This is a genomic window from Sneathia sp. DSM 16631 (assembly GCF_014892235.1).
GTDB classification, from domain to species: domain Bacteria; phylum Fusobacteriota; class Fusobacteriia; order Fusobacteriales; family Leptotrichiaceae; genus Sneathia; species Sneathia vaginalis.
Genome location: NZ_JADBHL010000034.1, coordinates 1 through 1,364, shown reverse-complemented (window position 1 = coordinate 1,364; position 1,364 = coordinate 1). Strand labels below are relative to the sequence as shown.

The following is a 1,364-nucleotide window of genomic DNA, read 5'->3' as shown; positions in this document are numbered from 1 at the left end:
AAATATTTTTTAAAAAGGAGAAAAATTATGAAAAAGACATTATTACTAACTAGCTTAGTTGCATCAATGGTTGCAATAGCTGGAACAACTGGATCAGTTGAAGCATATAACGAAAATGAAGCTACATTTGTAAAAAATGAAAATCCAAAATTTGTAGCAAAGAAAACAGGAGTTAAAACAGAAGTTAAAGTAGAAGGAACAGGATTTAGCTTTGGTGGAGAATTTAAAGCTGAAGATTTAGAATTAGGTAAAGTTAAAAAAGCAAATTACTTAAATCATTCAAATGTTTGGGCTAAATATGAATTACCTGAACTAAAAGGTGTTAAGACTTATGTTAAAGCTACATTATCACCAAAATTTGTTGATGACAATGATGCTTATAAATTCGATGGATCAGTAGAACTTGAAGGTAATGCAAATTACAAATATGATGTATTAACATTTGGTTTAAACTCAAAGACTAACTTCCCATTTGTAAAATCAACAACTAATACTGATAATTACGGAAAAGAAGTTAAATCAACTCACAAATTATTCGTTGAAAGCGAAGAAAAGAAAGATGTATTCGTTAAAGGATTAAAAGATGTAAAAGCAAATCTTGAAATTAAACACGACTATGCAAAAACAGTTACAAAAGCTGGAGATAGAGTAGACTATGTTTCAGGTGAAGCATCAGCAAAATATGATGGTGTAAAAGATCTTGAACTTGAAGGTAAAGTTGCATTTAAGAAAAACTTTAAATCTGGTGAAAAGATTGGAGACTATGAAATTTTAGGAACTAAACTATTTACAGAAGTACCTGCTAGATATATACACTCATATGAATTAAAAGGAACATACACAGGTGTTAAACACTTATCATTATCTGCAAAACCTTTTGTTGCTCATGTAAATATTTCTAAAGAAGTTACACAAGCTAATCAATTAAAAAGAAATGACTTTGTTTTATACGGTGTAGAACTTGGTGCAGAATACAAGATGTTAAATGACAAATTAACATTAACAGGTAAATCATTACTTGCAGGTGTACATCATAAAACAATAGATGAAACAGCAAGTCAAGATGCTCAAAAATTAGTCAAAAAAAATTCAGGTGTATTTATATTTGATGCAAACGCTAAATATGACTATAGCGTAACAGACAAATTTACAGTAAGTCCTGAAGCTGATGCTAACTTAGTATTATTAGTATCTAAAGAAGCAGATAAATTAGTTACTGTACCTTCATTAACATTAACACCAAAAGTATCAGTTGAATACAAACCAACTGACACATTAACATTAAAAGGTAGTGTAGAAGCTCCAGTTAAATTTGAAGTAAATGCAACAAGTAAAAAGTTTGAATACAAACAAACACAACTTAA

General features: G+C 29.2%; 1 protein-coding gene. It reads left to right on the top strand.

Features of this window, described 5'->3' with window-relative positions:
- Nucleotides 1-27: 27 nt before the first annotated feature.
- The coding region (locus IMK15_RS06290) for a hypothetical protein (protein WP_226869240.1) at nucleotides 28-1,364 on the top strand (1,337 nt) is incomplete at its 3' end.